Origin of the sequence: Candidatus Galacturonatibacter soehngenii, from assembly GCF_008830185.1 — a bacterium.
In the GTDB taxonomy this organism is placed as follows: domain Bacteria; phylum Bacillota; class Clostridia; order Lachnospirales; family Lachnospiraceae; genus Lachnotalea; species Lachnotalea soehngenii.
In genome coordinates this window covers 507,804-530,254 of the sequence record NZ_WAGX01000005.1, presented here as the reverse complement: position 1 = coordinate 530,254, position 22,451 = coordinate 507,804, and the positions used below count along the sequence as shown (strand labels likewise).

The window sequence follows — 22,451 nt, the reverse complement described above, 5'->3', positions numbered from 1 at the left end:
AAAGGTATTTTGCCCTTTGATGTATTACAAAGCAGGCATAAGAATCGGGGTGTGAAAAGTGGAAAAGGAAACATCGACGCCAAGTAAAATATATACAAAATCAGGCGATAAAGGTATGACAAGTCTAATGAAGATTCAAAATGTCTTCAAAGACGATGATCGAATCGAGTTACTAGGTGCAATTGATGAACTAACCAGTAATCTAGGTGTAGTTAAGACATTAGGACTTGAAGACAAAATAAAGAATCAGCTTGTTCAAATTCAGCAAGTATTGATGACAATTATGGCGGGGATTGCAGATTCTTATAATCAAGAACATAAATTAAAAGATGAGACAATTAAAACGTTAGAAGCGCAAATAGATGAAATGGAAGCGTTATTTCCACGTGAAAAGCGATTCATCCTACCAGGAGATAATATAATTTCTGCACAGCTTGACGTAGCAAGAACCGTTGCAAGAAGAGCAGAGCGGTGGATGGTTTGTGTCGATCGTAAATTTGGTGTGGATAAAAATGCAAAAGGATTCTTAAACCGTCTTGCAGATTATCTTTATGTGTCAGCCCGTTATATCGAATATATGAATAATCAGGGTAATATAAAGATGGAAAAGCAAATGCATACACAACAAAAAGGAGCCTTATCTATGAACGAAAATGAAATTATCAATGCTGTCTTAGAAAGACTATCTCTTGGACAACAAAGGCTATCACTTGATGCAGCGAAGAAATTAATTGAAAAAATTGAAATAGAAGCGAAAAATAGAGGGTTAAACGCAGTAATTGCTGTGTGTGGCTTAGATGGAAACATCATAGCAGTACATGTCATGGACAATGCATTTTTGGCAAGCTTTGATATTGCAATGAAAAAAGCATATACCAGCGTTGCTGTTAAAATGTCAACCAAAGAACTAGGTAAGCTTGCGATGCCTGGTGAAACCTTCTACGGCGTAGATAAAGCAGACAACAATCGTCTTATCATTTTTGGTGGAGGAGTTCCACTTATGATTGGTGATAATATCATTGGAGGACTTGGAATCAGTGGTGGAAGTTCGGAAGATGATGATGCATTGGCAAGGTTTGGAGCAGAATTATTCTTACAATTACAAAATTAACTTGGATAATAAGTTAGCCAGAGTATTTGCGTGTAAAGAAGCACTCAAATCTCTGGCTAATTATATAATATACTATAGGATAAACAAAAAAATGAAGTCAATAGTACCATTATTTGCTACCTTATGATACTTATTATCAGTAAGAAAAATTATCCATTGAAAAAAGAGAAGGGAATGGTTAGAATAGTAATAATCTTTTTACATAGGAAAATCCCTTTCTCTTTCCTATGATATAAAAAGGTACAATCTGGTAAAAAGGAGTTGATAAGGTATGAGAAAAGAATTACCATATTTTCAAATAGAAGGCGCCTATGGTGGAAATCAAGATTGGCTAAAAGACCCAATGATGAAATTAGGTGGATGTGCTGCTTTGACGGTATGCGATACAAGTATTTATCTGGCACTTCATCAAAATAAAACGCATTTGTTTCCCTTTGCCCTAGATCAACTAAATAAAGAAGCCTATATTCAGTTTTCTAAGAAAATGAAACCTTATCTAGCACCTAGAATCCGAGGTATTGATCGATTAGAAATCTATATAGAAGGAATGGAAAAATATTTAAAGGATACAGGAGATAAGGAAATAAAAGTTACTGGTTTTGCAGGAGAATCAAACGTTGAAGACGCCATGAAGGTAGTAAAAAAGCAAATTGACATGGAGATTCCCATTCCTTATCTATTATTAAAGCATAAAAAGAAAAGTATGGACTTTTTTACTTGGCATTGGTTTTTACTAGTTGGATATGAAGAATTTGACGATGAAATGATGGTTAAGGCAGCAACCTATGGAGCGTATCATTGGTTATCCTTGCGTGAATTATGGGATACAGGATATAAGGAAAAGGGCGGAATGATTCTGCTAAATAAATGAATATAAAAGTAGTCGGGTATGTCCTGGCTACTTTTATATTATCAGCAATAGAAAACTGCCTAAATAATTAAATGCTAAAATTTCAACTTGTGATAAGACGAATCATTATAGTATCAAAAGTAAGCATTTTTAATATAAGAAGCATATTATCTATAAAAGCATTATATAATAGTAACAAAGAAACCGTTTTCTTTAGGAGGATGCTTTATGATATCGATAAATGATGTGGCAAAAAGAGCAGGAGTGGCAAAATCAACGGTATCTAAGGTATTAAATAACTACTCCTTAGTTAGTGATGAAACCAGATTGAAAGTTGAAAAAGCAGTTAAAGAATTGGGATATGTACCTAATTCCGTTGCCATCTCTCTCTCAAAGAAGGAATTTAACAGGGTGGGATTAATCGTTGATATACGCCATAACAGCCAATATGTCGATGAAATCAATATGCAATACCTAACAGGAGCGTTTGAAAAGGCAAAGGAATATCATATTGAAGTGGTGACATTTTTTAGTTCACAGTTTGATGATATGAATTACAAACAAGTGACTGCGTACTTAAAGTCTCAAAGAATAAATTGTTTAATCATATACAATTTATCCATAGAAAATAAAAATATTTATAAAATAATAGAGAAACAAGAATTTTATTGTGTCTTAGTAGATTCTTGCATCATCAATGATAAAACATCTTCTGTTTCAATTGATCATTGTTGTGCACAGTATGATGTGGCAAAAAAAACTTTGAATGAGAATGATTATATTAACAGAGTTTTGTATATAGCAGGAGGGGAAGGAGGATACATTACCAATCAACGTCTTGATGCCATGAAGAAATTACAAGAAGAATATAATTTCGAACTACTGATTAGATATGGTGATTTTAATGAATATAAAGCAAGAGAAATTACAATTAAAAATGCAAAAAATATAAATGCTATCGTATGTGCATCTGATCTTATGGCGATTGGAGCAGTATTTGCACTTACAGAGCTAGATATATACAGACCAGTATGTGGTTTTGACGGAATTCGCTTAATGGGTTACACCAAAATAGCCATGAATACGGTGAAACAAGATTTTAACCAGAAATCCAAACGGGCATTTGATGAATTGAAAACATTGCTTTATGGAGGAAAAGGGCAATATGTTGAAATACCTTACGAGGTTTGTAAAATAGATTATATGGATGTTATTCAAAAATAAAGAGTAATATCAATATAACTTTTTTTTTATATAAAGGAAACCGTTTTCCTTAGGATACATACAAAATAAGAAGATACTTAATTGCAACGAAATAAAATGTGTAATCACATTTTATGATAGAACTTTTGTGACTTGAAGTCACAATCACATTTTAATAATTTAAGGAGAGGTAAATTATGAAAAGGAAATTTTTTGCATTACTAATCGGTACTACTTTATTAGCTTCTTTATTTGGCTGTGGTAAAACAAGTGAGACAACTACAAACGATATAAACAGCGAAGCCAAAGTAACCAAAGAATCAAGAACTTCGGATGAATTGGGTGAAACAAAACCCGTTACCTTAAAGATTTGGGCACCTGAAAACCAGATGCAAAAAGCAACCATAGAATCCATGACAAAATCTTTTCAGGCACTGCATCCTGAATGGGACATTACATTTACAATCGAGGCACAAGGTGAAGATACTGCGAAAGATGAAATACTAAAAGATGTTTCTGCTGCTGGTGATGTATTCTTTTTTGCAAATGATCAGTTAAACGAATTGGTAAAAGCAGGAGCGATTGCAAGACTTGGCGGGTCTACAGAAGAAATGGTCAAATCAAGCATGTCTAAAGAAGTTGTTAAAACGGTGACAATTGATAATGCGATATATGGAATTCCTTTTACTCATAACACATTTATCATGTATTATGATAAATCAATTTTAAATGAAGAAGATATCAAAACGATTGAAGGCATTATGGCAAAAGAAACTCCTGATAATGTATACAATTTCTGCTTTGATTCAGCAGGAGGGTGGAAATTAGCTTCCTGGTATTATGGAGCTGGTTTAACCATTTATGGTGAAAGCCAGACTGATTTTTCAGCGGGTGCGAACTGGAATAATGAAACAGGTATTGCTGTTACGAATTATTTGATTGATTTAATTAACAATCCTAAATGTGCATATTATGATGATGTTTCTCTATCTGAATTAACAGCAGATCATAGAGTTGGAGCTTGGTTTGACGGTTCTTGGAATTTTAATTTATACAAAGATGCTTTAGGTGATGATTTAGGTTTAGCGGTTATTCCTACATATAATCTAGATGGAACGAATCATCAATTAAAAGGCTTTTATGGTTCAAAAGTAATCGGAGTTAATGCAAATGCAGCTTACCCTGATGTTGCAGTAGCTTTTGCAGCTTATATTGGCAGTGAAGAAATGCAAATGCAACGTTTTAATGAAACAGGTCAGGTTCCTACTAATCTTGTAGCATGTGAATCAGCAGATGTTCAGGAAGATGAAGTTGCAAAAGTTATTGTTGAAGAAACAAACATTGCATCTATTATGCAGCCTACCTCTACAGAATTTAGTACAAGATTTTGGGCTAATATTGCTGGCTTTGCTACAGAAATTAGAAGTGGTGAATTAAATAAAGGAAATGCACAAATAAAACTGGATACCTTTGTTTCTACATTAGTAGATTAAATAGTTTAAAGGAGTTGTAATATGATCCATAAAAAGCAAAATAAGTCTAACGTCAATGCAGCCTTTCATGATATTGATTTTAAAACAGCTTTTATTCTAGGAGATGGGTATACCAAATTATCTGCAATTATATTCGGTTTGGGCAATTTGTTTCACAAACAAATTTTTCGTGGATTATTAATGTTGTCATTAGAAATAGTGTACATATATTATATGATAAGTTTTGGTTTGGAAGCTATTAAAAACTTTATAACATTAGGAACCAACGTACAAGAGGAGGTTTTTAATGAAACCAAGCAGATTTATGAGTATATTACTGGAGATAACTCAATGCTTTGTCTACTATATGGGGTTATTACAGTCTTTATAACTTTGAGCTTTTTCTTACTCTTAATAACTTCTGTAAAAAGTGCATATGAAACACAAAATAGTGTGGAGCAAGGCAAATTAGTTTCGTCTTTTAAGGATGATTTGAATTCATTATTTGAAAAGAATCTTCATAAAACCTTGTTATTCTTACCAAGTATGGGGATTTTATGTTTTACAATCATCCCGCTTGTATTTATGATTTTAATTGCATTTACAAGCTATGATAAGAATCATCAGCCACCAGGTAATTTATTTGACTGGATTGGATTAGATAACTTCATAGCAATGTTTCAAAAAAACGGAGTTTTAGCAAATACTTTTTGGCCAGTTCTTGGATGGACAATTATCTGGGCAATTTTTGCAACATTTACCTGTTATATTTTAGGAATGCTATTAGCTATTTTAATTAATCGAAAAGGTACCCGCTTGAAAATATTTTGGAGATTTTTATTTATAATGTCTATTGCCGTTCCTCAATTCGTCTCCTTACTTACTATGAAAACTATTTTTAATACCAATGGACCTGTAAATGCCATTCTTCGTATTATTGGTATCCTTGGTCCAACAGAATCCATACCATTTTTTACGGACCCTACATTAGCAAAAGTAATGATTATTTGCATCAATATATGGATTGGAGTTCCCTTTACCATGTTAACCACTACAGGGATATTGCAAAACATACCAAAAGATTTATATGAAGCTGCAAAAATGGATGGGGCAAATACGTTTGTTACTTTTTTTAAAATAACCTTACCTTATATGTTATTTATTACTACTCCTACATTAATTACTGCATTTGTTGGGAATATAAATAATTTTAACGTTATTTATTTACTTTCAGGAGGTGGGCCTGAATCTCTTGAATATTACTATGCAGGAAAGACAGATTTGTTAGTTACCTGGTTGTACAAACTCACAATTACAAATAAAGATTACAATATTGGCGCGGTCATCGGTATTATAGTGTTTATTATACTTGCTGCTTTATCATTGTTAACCTATCGTCATACAGGTTCTTATAAGGACGAGGAGGCATTCCAATAATGAAAAGAAAAACAAGATCTATGAAAACAAAACAATTTATTGCAAATTCCATAGTACATGTTTTTTTATCGGTACTAGGGTTTGTCTGGGTTTTACCTGTTTTTTTTGTAATCTTGACCTCTTTTCGTGAAGAGGGAGGAGCCTATAAAAGTTATATTATACCAAGAGGATATACTCTTAATAATTATAAAAAACTTTTTGAACAAACGAGTAGCTTAAACTACAGCAGATGGTTTATTAATACTCTTTTTGTAGCTATCTGCACATGTCTTTTATCTGCTTTTTTTGTATTAAGTATAGCTTATGTTATGTCAAGATTAAGGTTTAAACTTCGTAAAAGATTACTAAATGTTGCCATGATTTTAGGAATGTTTCCAGGATTCATGTCTATGATTGCAGTTTACTATATATTAAAAGGATTTGGTTTCCTTGAAGCAGGGCCACTTAAATTAGTGGCATTAATCATGGTCTATTCAGGTGGCGCAGGTTTAGTCTTTTATGTAGCAAAAGGTTTCTTTGACACCATACCAAAGACTATTGATGAGGCGGCTTTTATCGATGGAGCTACTAAGTGGGATGTTTTTCTTAAAATTACCATTCCTTTATCAAAACCAATTATTGTGATTACCCTTTTGCAATCTTTTATGGGTCCTTGGGTGGATTATATCTTTGCTAAGGTTATACTTGGGCAGGATAGGAAGTATTATACCATAGCCATTGGTTTATGGAGCATGTTGGAAAAAGAATTTATTGAATATTACTATACTCAATTCTTTGCTGGTTGTGTTTTGATATCCATTCCAATTGCTATTATATTCTTAGTGACACAAAGATTCTATGTAGAAGGGGTTTCAGGTGCTGTGAAAGGTTAATAGCATGTTATATAAAACGTAGCCAGAACAAATTATGTCTGGCTACGTTTTTGACCTTTTATGCTTGAATTAATTTTGATTCAATGATGTATGAAAAATTACGTGTTTATATTTATTTAAGGCAATTAATAAAATGGTTCCTAAAATACCACAAGATATGATTTCTCCAATACCTACAGTAAGCATCATATAAGGAATCGCATCAGGTACTCCATAACTGATTCGAAGAACCCATGGCACAATTATGATATTTGCTACGATTGGTGGAATTGGTACCAAAAATTTGTGTTTTCTAAGCCAATAAGAGCCAAGGGCACCAAGAAGTGTTGCCAACGTACCAAATACAATGTCTAGTAAACTACAACCTGTTAAAATATTGCTTATGAGACATCCAATCGTCACGCCTGGAATGGCAGCGGTGGTGAAATAAGGAAGTACGGTAAGCATTTCTGATAATCGTACTTGAATTACTCCAGATGCCAAACCTAATGTATTGGCAAGGAACGTTAGGATAACGTAGATAGCAGCTATGACAGCTGCCTGTGTCATAAAGTGTACATTTTTTGTTTTCATATAATCTCCTTTAGTTTTGTTTTACGTGTGGAAGGTCTCGAACACACGAATTGATAAGTATAAAACCCTGTGTTTGTGAGGGGTTCAGCATGTAATATAATAACTCATGGACTAAGAAAAAGCAAGTACTACACAGCTTTTACACAGATTTTTTAAGAAATGCCTATATATGAGAAAAAAATTATATATATTTTGGGAGGTGCCCAGTCATATAATGTGAAATTAATTTTATAGTTTACTACCCGACGGTATTATGTTAGGAAAAATTATCGACCTTGAGAGTAAGTCGTTAAACTGCTCTCTTTTTTGTACCCATTTTTAAGTAAATTTGAAAGGAGCTGTTGATTATGAAGTGGTTTCAAGAAGTGAATAACATGGATGAATTAAGGGGGCAGTATAAAAAGCTGTTGTTAAAACATCATCCTGACAATGGAGGTAATGTATCTAATATGCAGGAAATCAATGCGGAATATGACCTCTTATTTGACTGCCTAAAGGCTGAAAATAAGTCCGATGGTCAATCGTGTACCTATGACGAAAATGAGGAGAATACGGCATTTAAAGAGGCTCTTAATGTAATTATCGGGTATAGGATGGAAATAGAAATCATTGGCTCATGGATATGGTGCTTTGATTGCTATGCGTATAAGGAGAAGCTAAAGGAATTGGGATTTAAGTATGCTCCTAAGAAAAAAGCATGGACTTGGCATTTTGGAGATTATAAGAGGTATCATAAAGCAGAAATCAGTCTTGAAGATATCCGCATGAAGTATGGAAGTCAGACGGTGAGCCATAAAGAAAAGCAGTATGCATTAAACCAGTAATAAGCCATATAAGGCTTTATTTTTTTGCCTAAAATCAAGAAAGGAAGTGTTTGTCATGTGTTATTTTCAAGGACGGCCAGCAGGGGAATACTGCTCCTGTTGCCAAAAGTGTAAGGATTACTTATCCGTATGTGTTCCTATTGCTATCAATGGATATGTGATAGCAGAATGTGATTTTGATTTCTGTTGTTACTGTCCTCATTATGCAGTATGTGAGGATATATGGGGAAAGGAGATGAAAAGTTATGAAGTTGTTGAACTATGATAGCAAGACTTTAATCATGCAGAATATAAGGTCTACTGTTAAAGTAATTCCTACCACTTATACTACTGGACAGTATAAAATCTTGCGCCGATTGATTGTTCAAAAACGTATTACAAAGGATTTTTTTGATTTTCTGTTATTGGAGCTATACGGTCTGTCAGACTGGAAGCGGTTGAGCTATCCACAAATGTATGAATTTATACATATATTGACCTATTGGAATTATAAGAAAGAGGTGGTAAACCATGAGTAAATTATTCGAAGACCTATTTGAAACTTTAGTGCAAGAGAGCAGATATGAGAAAGTAGACCAGTTGCTGACAGATGAGATTTGCAGAGCCTTAGAGCCATATAAAGAAACCATGTCACAATCGGAGTATGAACAATTTAGAGACATTCTGTTTTATATTTCTCATATGGCTATGAAGCAATCGTTTGAGATTGGATTTAAGTCAGCGGTTGCCTTTATGATAGATTGCATGAGAATGGATTAACTATATAATTGCAATCATCTTTAAAATCTTTTGTTTCTTCTCATCATCAAGGTCTTTTACTGCTCTTAATATCTCATTATCTAGTGCTAAAGATGAATTTCTATACTGGTCGGCTAAGAGGTAATCAATACTTGTATTCAAGGCATTTGCAATACCAAGCAAGATATTCAGTGAAGCTTTTGTATGGCTGTTTTCAATATTTGAGATATGAGATACAAAACAGCCTACACGCTCCGCAAGGTTCTCTTGGGTTAAATTTTGAGCAGTACGGACTTCTTTAATCCGTAATCCTAATTTTTTATAATCAATATTTCTTTTCGTTATATTATCGGTCAATCAAAACACCTCCCAATTTCTTTATATAAGTACTTTTAATTGTAAAGACAAATGAGGTGTGTTAGAATGTTCTAGAAAAGTTAAATTTACTTATATAAACAACAAGGAGGAAAAGTTATGAAAACAACGCAAAAATCTTTACTTAATGTTATGCTACTATGCATGGTGCTTATTGGTGTGGTACTGATACCCACGAAAGCCTATGCAGGCAGTACCAGTGATTTTGTTATTGAAAATGGAGTTTTGAAAGAATATAAGGGTCATGATGCAGATATCGTTATTCCAGAAGGAGTAACATTAATTGATGTGTATGCATTCGGTGACGGAGATGATGATATGCAATACGTCAAGTCAATAACACTTCCAAGTTCTTTATCTGAAGTAGATAGTGGGATAGGATTTGCATATGACTTTAATGCATTCTGGGGTCCAAATCTCCAAAATATTTATGTAAATAAAGATAATCCATATTTTTCATCTGATAATGGAATTTTATATGATAAAAATCAAACGACATTAATTCGTTATCCAAGAGGTAAATATGAAATGGCATCCATACCTCAAACAGTAAAAATTATTTATAAGGGTGCATTTTCTGGTTGCTGTGTCAAAGATTTTAAATTGCCAAATAGCGTTACTCATATTGGACAAGGCAGTTTTGCATATCTTAATGCATATTACAATGGAAAAGCTTCAAAAAAATATTTATTAAATATTATTATGCCTGATAGTATCACACAAATTGATAGCGGAGCCTTTTATGATGCAGGAATAAAAAATATTGCTTTTCCACAAAAAATAACTGCCCTACCTGATTATATTTTTGCAGATTGCCAGAACCTAGCGACTGTTACAATACCAAAAACAGTTAAAAAGATTGGTTATGGTGCGTTCCAAGGTAGGGCATCAAAGACAGCAACTATAAAGGGATATAAAGGTTCTTATGCACAAAAATATGCCAAGAAAAATAACATAAAATTTGTAGCTGTGACAAATACAGATTACGCTTCTTTATTAAAGAAAACTAAGGCTACTTCAAAATTGACGATTAATAAAAAGAAAAGTGCTTCTATCAAAATAACATTACCTAAAGATTTAAGCTCAAAAGATGTATCCCCTACATATAAGAGCAGTAATACGAAAATTGTAACTGTCTCAAAAAAAGGTAAAGTTACTGCTAAAAATAAAAAGGGGACTGCCAAAATAACGATTACCATTAAAGATGTATATGGCAATAAAAAGACACTTACGACCAAGATTACTGTAAAATAATTGACCAACAGAAGGAGCGATATCATGTATAAATTTACAAAAGCAAATCTTTTTAATGAACACCTTGTAGATATTGATATGAGGAAAGGATTCAATGTGGTGGAGGATGAACAATGCATTATCTTTTATTTGGAGCCTAGCATAAATGGCTCAAAGTGTGAGGTGATGATTGGCATATCAGATGCCTATGACGTAGATGTAATGTATACTTTTGCAAGGCTCAGCAATATGACAAAGCAGGATAGCATTATTCGGGTACTTAATGAGTTAAATCGTACATATAAAATGAAATACACATTGAGTGATAATGGGAATATTCAAGCTACTTTTGAATATCTTTCAACAGTAGATGAATTTAATTCTGAAATACTTCTAAATTATGTAGTTGCACGGTTTAAGCATATTGAGGAGGATGCCTATCCTAAGATTATGAGAACAATGTGGAATTAATTTTAAAAGGATAGGACTCAAAAAATGGGTCTTATCCTATTTTTTATGAAATATTTAGTTTTCTGGCATAGTACCCGCTTGCAAGTTATAAAAAGGTATTCTGCCTTATTTTTTTGTAACATTTTGTTTTGTGTACTGGTAGAATATTCATGAATTTTAATCCTTAAAACGTATAAAAACCATTAAAAATAGGCGAATCCAGTGTAATATACACCTCATATTCCAATTTTGTATATGACAATTATATATTTATCAGTAAATGTAATATTTAGCTCTATAAAGGATAGTCACTATCTTAGGTAGATTTCATGAATTTTCATAGTAGATAATAGTTGTGTTGCTATTAAATAACCCTTATAGAGTTTCTGTGTTTTTCTTATCCAATAGTCCTGTATCCCTTATAATTAAAGGGTTTCTCCTCTCTCTTATTCCTCTACCCCCCTCTCCCTCTCTTAACCCATGAAATGAATTCTGTACTTTTGAAATAAGAACAGTTATCATAGATATATTCCCACCAAAAACAGGCCTCACTTCGTTCGGCAGTGGCTACCATTATAGTTTTTCTATAGTTCATTCCCATTCGGGAATTTAGTAGATTAAATACTTATCATAATCTATATCCCATTCGGGAGACTATAAGATTAAATATTTATTATAATCTAAACGCCCATTCGGGCGATTAATAAACTTTAAAGAAAGGAGGTAAAGAACCTATGCATACCTTTGCATTATCTATGCTGTTGAGCAGTAAAAGCTCTGAATATAATACTATCAGACGTTCTCTTCCATTTAGTACGGTTAAGTTAAATGATTATGCCACTATGCACATATGTAAAACATCCAAGATGAACATATCGGAAGAAGAGAAAAAGACGATACCTGTTATCAAGTTGTATAAGTTTGAGGAACTAAAGACCACAATGGATGGGGAAAAGAAGCCTACAGGTAAAATTACATATTTCCTTGAACTTGTTGTTAACTATATGGCTCTGCTAGGTGGAACAGGCTTCTACTCTATACCTGCATCCTCAATTAATGACATGGCATCTTCTGCTTTGATAAATCATTTTATGGATATTCTTCCACAACTTAATTACTCATGGTACATGGAAAATGAGTTTATCAAAAAAGTGCAGAGTTATAACAGGCAAATCTTAAAGGGGGATGATTCCCTTAGTATTTGGGAGATATTAACCTTAATTGCAATTTCTAATGATGAAACAGCAAATCGATTCATTGAAGAACATAACCTAAATCGTAGCGTACTGCTGAATCTAACTTCTAAAGGACAGCAGGAAAGTTATTTGAAACAGCTATATTATCCGCCATTCAAATTAAGGAGAATTGATTATTCCTGTGATATCCATACTGATTTTAAGGATATCCTCTTGAGCCTTATGATAAAAGGCTTTGACCCTAAGCAGTTGAAGCTGGAAGAGAAAATTTATTATCAGGAAAAAGAGGAAGAATATCAGGTTGTTTCAGACTATCATAAAAGTAAGTCCGTTCGTTTGAATATCTATGACAAGATTGAAGAACTGAAAAAACATAATCAGCCATTGTCATTAGAAGACCAAAAAAGAGCAGATTCTATTCTACGGTTTGAGGTACAAGTATTCAAGAATAAGTTAAATGATTTGATACAACGCAAATCGGATGAATTGGGTTATGAGGATATGAGTCGTGACCTTTATACTTTTGCACAGGCAGATATTGAAAAGTATGTCTTAAGCTATTATCTGAAAAAGATAGTCGGAACAGGACATTATTTTACTTTGAACATTGCGAAATCCATAGTTGATAGCAGTCATTATACCAATTCCAAGAAGGAAAAGTTAAAGAAAGTTTTGCACTACGTGGCTATAAATCATGGAATACCAAAGTTTCTTGAAAAGATACAGGAGAAAAAAATTCTTGACCTGCCAATTACAACAGCAACAACTAAAATCTATTTTAAGGAATTAGAAAGCATAGGTATTAACCCTGTTTGCATATCTCAAAATATGCAACAACAGATGAAACAAAGAGTAATTAATTATCCATTACCTGATATAAATGGATACCAGTATGGAAGAGATTTTCTATATAATCTAAGTGTTTATTTGGAGATGGATTATCAAATATCCAGCCGATATGAAGAAACAATTTAACAAGATTACCTGCCATTATCATTTCGATAGTGGCTTTTTTATATGTACAGAAAGGAGCATTAAAATGGTTCATAATTTAATAGCAAATGTAAAAGATGAAGGAGTGTTTTATTTAAAAGTAGTTCCTCATGATTTAGAAAAATCCAATAGCAATAAACAAGAGGTAGGTCAATTGGTTACTAAAGAAAACAAAAATTTTATAACCGTTGATACAAATACACTAAAGGAAATATTGTGTTGCGGAAGGAAGACAGCCGTTGAAATTGGGATGGATGCCAATGCAAAGATTACCATAGGAAAAAGAGTGCTATGGAATGTAGCATTAATTCAGAAATACTTAGATAGTATAGCTTTCTGATAATCTATAAGTATCATCTATATTCATCAATTAAAGGGACATAACTACGTGATTTTAATTTCACTTAGTTGTGTCCTTTTTTTATTGCAAAAAGAAAGGAAGGAAAAGTATATGGCAGTTGATAAGAATGGTAAAAAGTTACCAAAAGGAGTTACTCAGAGAGCAGATGGCTTGTACATGGGAAGATTTGAATATCATGGAGAAAAATTTGCAGTCTATGATAAGAGCCTTAAGGAAGTCCAAAAGAAATTAAATGATTTACGGTATGAGGTGGAACATGGAGTATATGCGAAAAAGCAAAATCTAAGCCTGAACGCTTGGTTCGAAACATGGATGTTGGATTACAAGAAAAATGTTATTAAGATTGGAACATATACCATCTATGAAAATCATTATAACTATTACATAAGACGCAAGCTAGGAAATAAGAAAATTACGGATGTACGTCCTGAGCATATCCAAAGACTGTATAATGAGTTGGTTAGTAAAGATTTTGCTACAGGCAGTATAAAGCTTATTTCTGCCATGCTAAATGGCTGTTTTAAACAGGCTGAAAAGAACGGAATCATTACAAAGAATCCTGTTCCTTTAGCAGCCATACCAAAAGGAAAGGCGAAAAAGGAAAGAAAAGTCTTTACTGTTGAAGAACAAGAACTTTTCCTTAAATATTCAAAAGAAAGCTATTTGCATGACTTTTTTATTTTAGCATTAATGACTGGTATGAGAAACGGTGAATTACGTGCCTTACAGTGGAGGGATATTGACTTTCAAAAGAAAATTATTTATGTGAATCATACACTGGTATATATACCTGATAAAGGGCATTTTCTGGATGAACCTAAAACAAAAACCTCCAAAAGGCAGATACCAATGATTGATAAATCATATGATTTGCTAAAGAAACGGTATGACAAAGCGACTGAAAGCAATGTTATCCATATAAATGATGAACGGTTTGTATTCTGTTTGCATAAAGGGGAACCCATTACCAGAGATAGGGTAACGCTTGAAATAAATAAAGTCTTAAAGTCAATTGAGGATGATGGAATATCCTTTGATTATGTTACCTGTCATTGCTTCCGACATACTTTTGCTACCAGATGCATTGAAAATAAGATGGAGCCACAAGTATTAAAGACGATATTAGGACATAGCAGTCTTTCCATGACAATGGATTTGTATAGTCATGTTTTGCCTAATACGAAACAGGAGGAAATGCAGAAGATATCGAATTTGTTTTAAATACAAAACCTCTACTCCAAATATAGTGCAATACAAGGAGTAGAGGTTTTGTGTAGTAAATTTTTATTTTATTTTTGCTGGTTAAAACTAGATACAAATGAATTCATTTTGAATAAACGAATTTTATTATATTCCCATACTTCTTTGTTTCTGTCTTCTTCAGCAAAGATATGATGAATGTGTTCTAATTCTTGAATTATTATTTTTTCTTTATCTTCAAACCATCCAATGTCCTCATTATTTATTAAAACCAAGTATACAAACCGACATAATTCGATAAATGATGTAGATAAATATTCATCTTTTATAATACCATGATTATCAAGATATTCTTTTAAACAGGAGAGTGCTTTTTCTAATGTGTTGACATCTTTAAAGGTTGTCTCACGACATTTACCAGTTTTAATATAAAAATACTCCGATACTGTACTTGTATGTAAATTTGTAGAATCGTTGTTAAATTCTCTTTCAAACCATATTTTTAGAATTGAAATTATATATTTAGAATGTAGAATGTAGTTGGATATTTCTGGATATATTGAAGAGTAGTAGTCATCACACAATAATTCATCAATTTTATTATAAAAATCTTCTATTTCTATGAGCTTATTATCATTCCTAAACGAATAGATACTTTTGCTTTCATTTAGATTTTTTAAAGAAGAATATAATTTATCTATTGAATCTATATTTTCGGTAATATAAGTATCTATATTTTTATCAGAAAATAACATTACAAGTGCTGTTTTAAAATAAGATAAATTTTCCCAAATCCATCTAATTGGTAGTCTATTTATGCAGTGATTAATTATATTTAAATCTTTTTCAGTAAAAAGATGCTCTTTCAATCCATTATCATATATTTTTTTTATTCTTTGGACTGTTATAAAATATTCTTTATTTTGAGCAATATATGAATTGTCTAATAGTAATATTAAATTAATTATGGTCTCTCGTTTTATATTAATATCATCAAACTTTCTTTGTTCTATAAAACTAAGAATAATATTTAATCTTTCTATATCAGCTTGCCATCCTAAACATTGTGATATATAGGTAGTAATATTCATTTCAACAAGATTATTTGTATCTATTTCATCTAATAATTTTTGATGGTTGGATTTATCGATGGTGCAATCTATGGCATATAATTTATATGCTAATAAATCAATAACAGCCTCTTTGTTACTATTAGGTAAATAACTAGATAGGCCACTTATAATATTTTCTTCAATAATTAAATCAGAACTTTTTCGATAGTATAAAAAGCTAGTATATTTCATCATTTGTTCAAATGTTTCAGATAGAAAATTTTTAAAAAATTCAACTTCTAAAGTAGTTTCAATCCAATCTTGTTTTGAATATTCATTTCTTTTATATTCATCATTAGAAAACCACATAACATCAACTGTATTCAAAGTGTTTTTAATCCCTAGTAAATATCTTTTCACTTTCCTTGGATTTTGAATTCGGAGATTGATTAATGTTTCTATAGAGAGTATTATCTCCTTTTCTTTTAGATACCTCACCCTATTAGTTTCATCAAGCTTATCATCTTTAATAGAATCATCTAATTTTTCTAACCTATTTGTGAAATTATCTTTAATTAGTTTTATTTTATTTATCAATTTTAGTTTAATATTTAATGAATTTTCTTTTATATATTCGCTTTTATTTAAAAAGAAATTATCATCAAAAATTTCATTTACATATTGTTCTATAATCTCATAAAAATCAATTGGACATAATTGCATATTTTTGTTAATATATTTTTCCATATAATTGGAATCAAGATTTTTGGTTTGAAACTTTAAAGTATCCGTTAAAAATATTGTAATACAATTATTTAATTCAACACTTTCACGTATAACTCCAAACATTTTTTCTTTAAATTTTTTAGTGCATCTATCAAGGTCATCTATTATAATAAAAATTTTTTTATGGGTAGAAGTATAAAAATAGTTGAGTTCTTTGTTTAATATTTCCTTGTTTTCATAGTACCCCTTTTTATCATTATTGGTAATGCTTTTAAATATCATACTTGGAAATTCGTAACCAGCTCCGCCAACAAGATTGCCTAAGCTTGAAAAATATTTTTTTATTGTACTATTGTTTTCCATAAAAATATTATTTCTTTCAAATATTTTTTCTAATTGAATAGCAATGTCATCAAGAAATTTTTCTGTATTGAACTCAAAGCCACCTTTTACTAAAATAAATTCATGTGAAGCATTTTTATTCTTGAAAGCATTAATGAAGCTTGTCTTTCCAAAGCCCCATGCTCCTGATATCATTACTGCAAATGGCTCTTGTTTTTCTTCAACAGTTACCATTCTACAAAAATTATTTAGCTGTTTCACTCTTGATGGGAATAAATCCTTTTCGTTTTGAATTGGGGCATCACTCAATGTATCATTTTTATCTAAAACTGTATATTTCATTTGTTCCGCTTTGTTTAAAACGTAACTTTCTACGATTTTTAATGTGATATATGAAATAAAACTAGCAGTAAATTCAATCACCTCTAATCTATTCATTACACCTAATAATAACAATTCAAATAAAAGCAAAATGTTGCAGTAAGATAAGTAATGTAATACTACCCTAAATTTATTTTTATTAAATTTAATACAATCAAATATACTCGAAATTGTTATAAGAACTAATATTAATGAAAATATAAGTATGGGCATGTAAGTGACTTTAAACTCTAATTTTAAACCCATATATCGAAAAATCATTCCTAAGCAGGCAAATAGATTTATTTTTAAAGCTGGTTTTCCAATTAAATCAATATACTGTTGAGTTCTATTAAATATTTTATGGTTAATTTCCAGTTTAATATCTATAATCAAACACAAAGTAATGATAATACTTAATATCCAAATTCTATTTTGAAAATATAGATTAAACAGAGTTACAAAATTAATAATTTCAAATAAGTTATTCTCCAATATAGTTTTCCTCCCTAATTCTATAAGTCTATAAGTCTATAAGTACTTAGATATTATAAACGCTTTAACAGACACAATTCAACATATAAGTATACATATATTGATATTTTTGTAAAAATTTATTATAATAGTTCCAGGAAATACTTTTGCGGAGGGCGGTTAATTGAGGGATATTAAAATTAAGGGGGATAACAATGGTGCTATTACTGATTACAGTGGTGCCACTATTGGTACTATTATAAACACAAATACAGACAGTCGAGAGATATCTGTTAAATTTGCAAAAAATGAAACTTCGATTAAGGATATAATAAAAGAAAAAATAATAGAATTATTAATAGGTACAGCTTTTAGCGGATTATCTTATATAGTTAAAATAATTCTTGACAAAAATAATTTTAATTTAGGAGTAACATTTTTTATTCTATTTATACTATTATTTTTTGTGATTATAGCTTTTGTATTTATATATTCCTCTGTCACAGACATTATTAAAAGTTTATTTTTAAATAAACAGGGGAGATTTACAGAATTCCAATCAAAAAAAGAAGCCATTAGTGTAGCTTACGAAGAAATAACTAGTATGCTTAGTAGTAAAGATGCTTCATATAAATCATTAAAAGAATATAGGAATGTTGGAAAATTATATAAAAATATTGATGGCATTATTTATCAAATAAAAGGTTGCAAATGTCCATTTTGTGAATCTGAACCAATAGGAAACATGAATTTTCTATATAATAAATATTATAAAAGATATGAGTTAGTATGTAATGAACAGTCCTTACATAAATTAGAATTTGACTTTAAAAAGAAAATATGAATTTAATAAACTAAATAATCCCATACAAGAACTTTTACGTTCTTGTATGGGATTATTTTTCTAAGCAACTACTACACAGTTTTTACACAGATTATAATAACCCATCATGAAACACCATGTAATAAAATCCAGTATCTTAAACGGCTATAGTATACTATGACCTATCATAAATCTCATCCCTTAAAAGTTTTGTTTTACGTGTGGAAGGTCGCGAACACACGATAGTATTTGTAGCATAGTAATAATGAGCTACAACTTGGAAGTGTATCACAGCTTTATAGAAAAATCAACTATTCACATAAAAGTTATAAATGTCACTCTAGGAAGTTTCTAATAGTTCTACCATTATTCTGTTATTTTGGCGCATATATTCTTGAATCATCTTGATTTCAAAATAATATTCAGAGTTTTAGGAATTATTAATTTCTTACATTCAAACATGATCTTTATAGGTTCAAATAAAAATACTTGTTCATTTTTCGAAAGCATTCCTTCTTAAAAACGATTATAGTAAAAATAAATAACAAAGATTTTTTAACTCATTTTCCTGTTATAATAAGAACAGGTTCCTGTTATGTAGAAGAAGGAGTGTTGCGATGGTTACATCAGAAGAAAAAAAGCTAGAATATTATAAAGCATTGGTAGAGAAGGACCCGCAGTATGACGGAACCTTTTTTGCAGGGATTAAATCAACGGGTATCTTTTGTCATGCTACCTGTACGGCCAAAAAGCCCAAATATGAAAATTGCGAGTTCTATTTGACTGCCCAAGAAGCGTTACTTGCTGGGTATCGACCTTGTAAGAGGTGTTCTCCCCTATCTTATCCAAACAGCATTCCAAAAGAAGTGGAAGAGCTAATTCAAGCGGTGGAGGAGCATCCAGAGAAAAGATGGAAAGAATCTGATTTTAGGGAACTAGGAATTCATTCAGCAACAGCCAGAAGAAAGTTCAACGAAATATATGGAATGACATTTGTCCAATATGCAAGAGCTAGAAGGATGGGAATTGCATTCAAAGAGATATTAAGAGGTGAAAAAGTAATTGACCAACAAGTCGCTTTGGGATATGAATCTCCTAGTGCTTTTCATGATGCGTTTACTAAAATTATGGGAAATCCGCCTAAGAAAGCAAACATCAAGTTAATCTATGCAAATATAATTGCAACGCCAATTGGAAGAATGTTTAGCCTAACGGATGAGAACTACTTATATCTACTAGAGTTCATGGATAGGAGAGGGTTAGAGCGTGAAATTGAGAGACTTAGGAATAAACATAATGCTAGAATTTTGGTATCAAATACAAAGATAAACAAAGAACTAGAACGACAATTAGCGTTATACTTTAACATGCAGTTAACGCAGTTTGATATTCCTTTATATAAGGATGGAACGGATTTTCAAATTCAAGTCTGGAATTTGTTAGAAACCATTGAGATAGGGCAAACCGTTTCTTATCAAGAGCTAGCCAGTACGTTAGGAAACAAAAACAAGGTAAGAGCGATAGGAAATGCCAATGGTGCAAACAAAATTGCGATTTTGATTCCCTGTCATCGAGTGATTCAAACAAATGGTGAGTTAGGTGGATATGGAGGTGGAGTGGAGAGAAAAAAATATCTGTTAAGCCTGGAACAAAAGTTAAAAAGCATTAGAAATTAGTAACAGAATTTCTATTTGCTACCAATCCAAAACAAGATAATAACAATCCGTTTTGATAGAAAAAGCCATATGTAGGTCGGAAAAAGTTTGTATAACACAAGCTTTTTCCGCTATATATGGCTTTTCCTACTTATACTTAAGGCAGGGCATAAGATTGACATAAAAATCTTGATGTGCTAGGATAACTACAGGTTAGATAAAACTAACAAGTAAGAAATAAAACTAACCAAAGAGTAAAAAATCTAGGAGGACTTTTTCGATGAAAACTACCCTGCGTACCTTGCAAGGGGCAAAAGCATATTGGGGATTTTTAATAGCAGCTATGATTGCAATTGTGATAGCAACGATAGCTGGGTTTTATACACCTTGGGCGCTGAGAGAATTTTCAAATATAGCATCCAAAGGTAGTGATGATTTTGCAAAGGAAGCACTACGAATTGGTCTATTACTTTTATTATCAACGGCAACGCAAGCCATTGGTAGTTCTGCTTCTGGTTATATGAATCATCATGCGGCACTTCATTACGTTGCAGACCTTAGAACTACCCTTTATGGTAAATTACAGCATATGAGCCTTCGCTATTATAGTAAAAGTCGTACAGGTGATTTGACTGGAAGAGTAGTAAATGATGCAATGGAGGCGGAGCGACTTTTAGCCCACGTTATACCTGACTTTGTAGTGAACATTTTAACATTTGTAGGAGTAGGAGTTTTATTATTCTCTATTAACGTTAAGTTAGCGATTGTAAGTTTGATTACCATTCCATTTTTAATTGGAATTACGATATGGCAAAGTAAAAAGATTGCGCCAGTGTGGAAGGAGAACTCGAAAGTAAGGGGAGAGCTATCAGGAACGGTTCAGGATAATTTATCTGGTATCAAGGAAATTCAAATCTTTAACCGCCAAGAGTATGAAAGAAAAAAAGTCTCAAAACTTTCCTTACTCCATGCAAAGGCTTACTTAAAAGCTAGCTTCTTTTTTGAAACTACGTTTCCATTGCTTGCTTTTTTTACGGCGCTTGGAACGGTAGTGGTAATTATATTTGGTGGACAATTGGTATCAAAGGGAGAAGTTACGATTGCCGATATCGTTGGTTTTGTCATGTATCTTGGTATGTTTTACAATCCAGTTAATACATTTTCTAGATTGGTTGAAATGGCAGGTGAGTCAACTGCAGGGTTACGCCGTGTCTTTGAAGTAATTGACGAAGATTTGGATGTGATTGAACTTGCAGATGCAACAAAGTTAAATAGGGTAAAAGGAAACATTGAATTTAAAAACCTTTCTTTTTCCTATGATGCACACACTCCAATCTTAAATAATATTAATTTATCCATTCAAGCAGGTCAAACGATTGCTTTAGTAGGAGCGACAGGAGTAGGTAAGACTACGTTTGCAAGCTTATTAAACCGCTTTTATGATCCGCAAGAGGGTGCTGTATTCTTAGATGGAGTAGACATTAAAAAAGTAACCTTGTCAAGTCTTAGAAATAACATCTCAATGGTGTTACAAGATACCTTTTTATTTAACGGAACTATCTACGAAAATATTGTATATGGGCATAAAGATGCTGATAAAGAACAGGTCATACAAGCCGCAAAAGCGGCCAAAATTCATGATTTTATCAATGAATTAGAGCAAGGTTATGATACCGTGATTGGAGAAAGAGGGGTTCGCTTATCGGGTGGTCAAAAGCAAAGAATTTCGATAGCAAGGGCAATCCTTCGAAATGCTCCCATACTGATTCTAGATGAAGCAACTTCTGCACTGGATACGAAGACAGAAAGAGAAATCCAAGGAGCATTAGAAGAAATCTCAAAAGAGCGAACGACCTTTGTGATTGCTCACCGCTTGTCAACCATACGAAAGGCAGACAAGATTGTTGTCTTAGATGGAACTAAGATTGTGCAGATAGGAACGCATGAAGAATTACTTCATAGTGGTGGACTTTATGCAAAGCTTCATGCCACACAGGCTTCATAAGATTGGATTCGACTTAAGGAAAGTAAAAGGATATTGGATGATTACGGTTGTGTATTCATGCAGTATCCTTTTTTTCAGGATTTATACAAAAAGAAATTTAAAATATTGAGATAATATAATAAACAT

At 32.0% G+C, this 22,451-nt stretch carries 21 protein-coding genes; 18 read left to right on the top strand and 3 right to left on the bottom strand.

Translation table 11 applies throughout. The features are described 5' to 3' along the window. The first annotated feature begins 58 nt into the window (after positions 1–58). The 6 genes from F7O84_RS09945 to F7O84_RS09920 all read left to right on the top strand — a co-directional run bounded on the left by F7O84_RS09945 (position 59) and on the right by F7O84_RS09920 (position 6,945). Positions 59–1,111: a cob(I)yrinic acid a,c-diamide adenosyltransferase gene (locus tag F7O84_RS09945; protein ID WP_243140859.1), complete on the top strand. Its 1,053-nt coding sequence runs from the start codon at positions 59–61 to the stop codon at positions 1,109–1,111. Between the two features lie 271 nt (positions 1,112–1,382). After that, positions 1,383–1,982 carry a hypothetical protein gene (locus F7O84_RS09940; protein ID WP_151144472.1) on the top strand — a complete coding sequence of 200 codons (600 nt, stop codon included), beginning with the start codon at positions 1,383–1,385 and terminating at the stop codon, positions 1,980–1,982. 207 nt (positions 1,983–2,189) lie between these two features. Beyond that, complete coding sequence (locus tag F7O84_RS09935) at positions 2,190–3,185, top strand: LacI family DNA-binding transcriptional regulator (protein WP_151144470.1); 996 nt, start codon at positions 2,190–2,192, stop codon at positions 3,183–3,185. A gap of 176 nt (positions 3,186–3,361) precedes the next feature. Further along, positions 3,362–4,657, top strand: coding sequence for an extracellular solute-binding protein (locus tag F7O84_RS09930; RefSeq protein ID WP_151144468.1), 1,296 nt, complete (start codon positions 3,362–3,364; stop codon positions 4,655–4,657). Positions 4,658–4,678: 21 nt separating this feature from the next. Beyond that, positions 4,679–6,073 (top strand): carbohydrate ABC transporter permease, encoded by a 1,395-nt coding sequence (locus F7O84_RS09925; protein WP_151144465.1) that lies wholly within the window; start codon positions 4,679–4,681, stop codon positions 6,071–6,073. Continuing rightward, entirely contained in the window at positions 6,073–6,945 is an 873-nt protein-coding gene (locus F7O84_RS09920) for a sugar ABC transporter permease (RefSeq protein WP_151144463.1), read from the top strand. The genes F7O84_RS09925 and F7O84_RS09920 overlap by 1 nt, the downstream gene beginning before the upstream one ends. Positions 6,946–7,014: 69 nt before the next feature. Here F7O84_RS09920 and F7O84_RS09915 read toward each other — a convergent pair whose 3' ends face one another. Next, positions 7,015–7,518, bottom strand: a complete 504-nt coding sequence (locus F7O84_RS09915; protein ID WP_151144461.1) for a QueT transporter family protein — start codon at positions 7,516–7,518, stop codon at positions 7,015–7,017. Between the two features lie 347 nt (positions 7,519–7,865). Between F7O84_RS09915 and F7O84_RS09910 the strand changes: the two genes are divergently transcribed. The 4 genes from F7O84_RS09910 to F7O84_RS09900 are packed head-to-tail and all read left to right on the top strand — an operon-like array spanning position 7,866 to position 9,101. Then, entirely contained in the window at positions 7,866–8,342 is a 477-nt protein-coding gene (locus tag F7O84_RS09910; RefSeq protein WP_151144459.1) for a molecular chaperone DnaJ, read from the top strand. A 55-nt stretch (positions 8,343–8,397) separates the two neighbouring features. After that, complete coding sequence (locus F7O84_RS19005; protein WP_192451714.1) at positions 8,398–8,607, top strand: hypothetical protein; 210 nt, start codon at positions 8,398–8,400, stop codon at positions 8,605–8,607. After that, complete coding sequence (locus tag F7O84_RS09905; RefSeq protein ID WP_151144457.1) at positions 8,588–8,860, top strand: hypothetical protein; 273 nt, start codon at positions 8,588–8,590, stop codon at positions 8,858–8,860. Before F7O84_RS19005 ends, F7O84_RS09905 begins: the two co-directional genes overlap by 20 nt. Then, entirely contained in the window at positions 8,853–9,101 is a 249-nt protein-coding gene (locus tag F7O84_RS09900) for a hypothetical protein (protein WP_151144455.1), read from the top strand. Before F7O84_RS09905 ends, F7O84_RS09900 begins: the two co-directional genes overlap by 8 nt. Here the strand turns inward: F7O84_RS09900 and F7O84_RS09895 are convergent, their stop codons facing one another. Continuing rightward, entirely contained in the window at positions 9,102–9,437 is a 336-nt protein-coding gene (locus F7O84_RS09895) for a helix-turn-helix domain-containing protein (protein WP_151144453.1), read from the bottom strand. A 117-nt stretch (positions 9,438–9,554) separates the two neighbouring features. On the opposite strand from F7O84_RS09895, the gene F7O84_RS09890 reads away from it, so the two are divergent. The 5 genes from F7O84_RS09890 to F7O84_RS09870 all read left to right on the top strand — a co-directional run bounded on the left by F7O84_RS09890 (position 9,555) and on the right by F7O84_RS09870 (position 14,909). Beyond that, complete coding sequence (locus F7O84_RS09890) at positions 9,555–10,709, top strand: leucine-rich repeat protein (RefSeq protein WP_151144451.1); 1,155 nt, start codon at positions 9,555–9,557, stop codon at positions 10,707–10,709. Positions 10,710–10,733: 24 nt separating this feature from the next. Continuing rightward, a complete protein-coding gene (locus F7O84_RS09885; protein ID WP_151144449.1) occupies positions 10,734–11,159 on the top strand; it encodes a hypothetical protein in 426 nt (141 codons plus the stop codon). A 713-nt stretch (positions 11,160–11,872) separates the two neighbouring features. After that, entirely contained in the window at positions 11,873–13,309 is a 1,437-nt protein-coding gene (locus F7O84_RS09880; protein WP_151144447.1) for a phage/plasmid replication domain-containing protein, read from the top strand. A gap of 64 nt (positions 13,310–13,373) precedes the next feature. Further along, the gene (locus tag F7O84_RS19205) at positions 13,374–13,667 is read left to right on the top strand and encodes a hypothetical protein (protein ID WP_243140858.1); all 294 of its coding nucleotides are present in this window, start codon (positions 13,374–13,376) and stop codon (positions 13,665–13,667) included. Positions 13,668–13,778: 111 nt separating this feature from the next. Continuing rightward, a complete protein-coding gene (locus tag F7O84_RS09870) occupies positions 13,779–14,909 on the top strand; it encodes a tyrosine-type recombinase/integrase (protein WP_151144445.1) in 1,131 nt (376 codons plus the stop codon). 68 nt (positions 14,910–14,977) lie between these two features. Here the strand turns inward: F7O84_RS09870 and F7O84_RS09865 are convergent, their stop codons facing one another. Continuing rightward, positions 14,978–17,863, bottom strand: coding sequence for a P-loop NTPase fold protein (locus F7O84_RS09865; protein WP_151144443.1), 2,886 nt, complete (start codon positions 17,861–17,863; stop codon positions 14,978–14,980). A 163-nt stretch (positions 17,864–18,026) separates the two neighbouring features. On the opposite strand from F7O84_RS09865, the gene F7O84_RS09860 reads away from it, so the two are divergent. The 3 genes from F7O84_RS09860 (at position 18,027) to F7O84_RS09850 (ending at position 22,325) form a co-directional block, all read left to right on the top strand. Then, positions 18,027–18,686: a hypothetical protein gene (locus tag F7O84_RS09860; RefSeq protein WP_151144441.1), complete on the top strand. Its 660-nt coding sequence runs from the start codon at positions 18,027–18,029 to the stop codon at positions 18,684–18,686. Between the two features lie 596 nt (positions 18,687–19,282). After that, on the top strand, positions 19,283–20,341 hold the full coding sequence (locus F7O84_RS09855; RefSeq protein WP_151144439.1) for a bifunctional transcriptional activator/DNA repair enzyme AdaA: 1,059 nt from the start codon (positions 19,283–19,285) through the stop codon (positions 20,339–20,341). Between the two features lie 259 nt (positions 20,342–20,600). Further along, positions 20,601–22,325 (top strand): ABC transporter ATP-binding protein, encoded by a 1,725-nt coding sequence (locus tag F7O84_RS09850; protein ID WP_151144437.1) that lies wholly within the window; start codon positions 20,601–20,603, stop codon positions 22,323–22,325. The last annotated feature ends 126 nt before the right edge of the window (positions 22,326–22,451 follow it).

Excerpts from the sequence above, each read along its gene's own strand:
- F7O84_RS09940 (WP_151144472.1), top strand. The coding sequence starts at position 1,383 with ATGAGAAAAGAATTACCATATTTTCAAATAGAAGGCGCCTATGGTGGA.
- F7O84_RS09935 (WP_151144470.1), top strand. The coding sequence starts at position 2,190 with ATGATATCGATAAATGATGTGGCAAAAAGAGCAGGAGTGGCAAAATCA.
- F7O84_RS09930 (WP_151144468.1), top strand. The coding sequence starts at position 3,362 with ATGAAAAGGAAATTTTTTGCATTACTAATCGGTACTACTTTATTAGCT.
- F7O84_RS09925 (WP_151144465.1), top strand. The coding sequence starts at position 4,679 with ATGATCCATAAAAAGCAAAATAAGTCTAACGTCAATGCAGCCTTTCAT.
- F7O84_RS09920 (WP_151144463.1), top strand. The coding sequence starts at position 6,073 with ATGAAAAGAAAAACAAGATCTATGAAAACAAAACAATTTATTGCAAAT.
- F7O84_RS09915 (WP_151144461.1), bottom strand. The coding sequence starts at position 7,518 with ATGAAAACAAAAAATGTACACTTTATGACACAGGCAGCTGTCATAGCT.
- F7O84_RS09910 (WP_151144459.1), top strand. The coding sequence starts at position 7,866 with ATGAAGTGGTTTCAAGAAGTGAATAACATGGATGAATTAAGGGGGCAG.
- F7O84_RS19005 (WP_192451714.1), top strand. The coding sequence starts at position 8,398 with ATGTGTTATTTTCAAGGACGGCCAGCAGGGGAATACTGCTCCTGTTGC.
- F7O84_RS09905 (WP_151144457.1), top strand. The coding sequence starts at position 8,588 with ATGAAGTTGTTGAACTATGATAGCAAGACTTTAATCATGCAGAATATA.
- F7O84_RS09900 (WP_151144455.1), top strand. The coding sequence starts at position 8,853 with ATGAGTAAATTATTCGAAGACCTATTTGAAACTTTAGTGCAAGAGAGC.
- F7O84_RS09890 (WP_151144451.1), top strand. The coding sequence starts at position 9,555 with ATGAAAACAACGCAAAAATCTTTACTTAATGTTATGCTACTATGCATG.
- F7O84_RS09885 (WP_151144449.1), top strand. The coding sequence starts at position 10,734 with ATGTATAAATTTACAAAAGCAAATCTTTTTAATGAACACCTTGTAGAT.
- F7O84_RS09880 (WP_151144447.1), top strand. The coding sequence starts at position 11,873 with ATGCATACCTTTGCATTATCTATGCTGTTGAGCAGTAAAAGCTCTGAA.
- F7O84_RS19205 (WP_243140858.1), top strand. The coding sequence starts at position 13,374 with ATGGTTCATAATTTAATAGCAAATGTAAAAGATGAAGGAGTGTTTTAT.
- F7O84_RS09870 (WP_151144445.1), top strand. The coding sequence starts at position 13,779 with ATGGCAGTTGATAAGAATGGTAAAAAGTTACCAAAAGGAGTTACTCAG.
- F7O84_RS09855 (WP_151144439.1), top strand. The coding sequence starts at position 19,283 with ATGGTTACATCAGAAGAAAAAAAGCTAGAATATTATAAAGCATTGGTA.
- F7O84_RS09850 (WP_151144437.1), top strand. The coding sequence starts at position 20,601 with ATGAAAACTACCCTGCGTACCTTGCAAGGGGCAAAAGCATATTGGGGA.